This is a genomic window from Paraburkholderia phymatum (genome assembly GCF_040965635.1).
Taxonomy (GTDB): domain Bacteria; phylum Pseudomonadota; class Gammaproteobacteria; order Burkholderiales; family Burkholderiaceae; genus Paraburkholderia; species Paraburkholderia phymatum_B.
Genome location: NZ_JBFRCH010000117.1, coordinates 1 through 478 on the forward strand (window position 1 = coordinate 1; position 478 = coordinate 478).

A 478-nucleotide genomic window follows, 5' to 3' on the forward strand; every position below is an offset into this window, starting at 1 on the left:
CCATTACGCGGATCGAACGCAACGGATGTGACTTGGGGACGAAGTCGTCCAGCTCGCGCATGGAAAACAGACTCTCGCTGAATGTGTCGGCGCCGCGCATGATCTCCGTGGGGCAAGTGGTGGTCCATCTATCAACGCTTCACGAACTCTGCGCGATGACGTGCTTCAGCGGTAATTCAGCGGCCTGCTAACCTTTATCGCCGTCCCCAATGATTGAACAGAAGACAGAACTAAACGCGTCGAACGGAACGCACTCATGTTCCAACGCGGCGGCGGCATTTTCCGCCACCCCGATTAGCATAGCAATCAGCACACCGTTACACAGCACCTTCTTCATTTTGGACATGACCGATCCTTTCCGAAAAGTTACCAGGGTTTCAGTGCTGCGACTCGCGCCACTGTCGGCAGGCAACCATGAACCGCACTTTCACTGCGCGCAACTCGTCTCCAAGCACCTTCCGGGCCATGTGTGGCGCAA

The 478-nt window shown here is 56.1% G+C and carries 1 protein-coding gene; it reads right to left on the reverse strand.

Annotated features, from left to right (window positions below):
* Positions 1-187 precede the first annotated feature (187 nt).
* Positions 188-346 (reverse strand): hypothetical protein, encoded by a 159-nt coding sequence (locus tag AB4Y32_RS40450; RefSeq protein WP_368726581.1) that lies wholly within the window; start codon positions 344-346, stop codon positions 188-190.
* Positions 347-478: the final 132 nt, after the last annotated feature.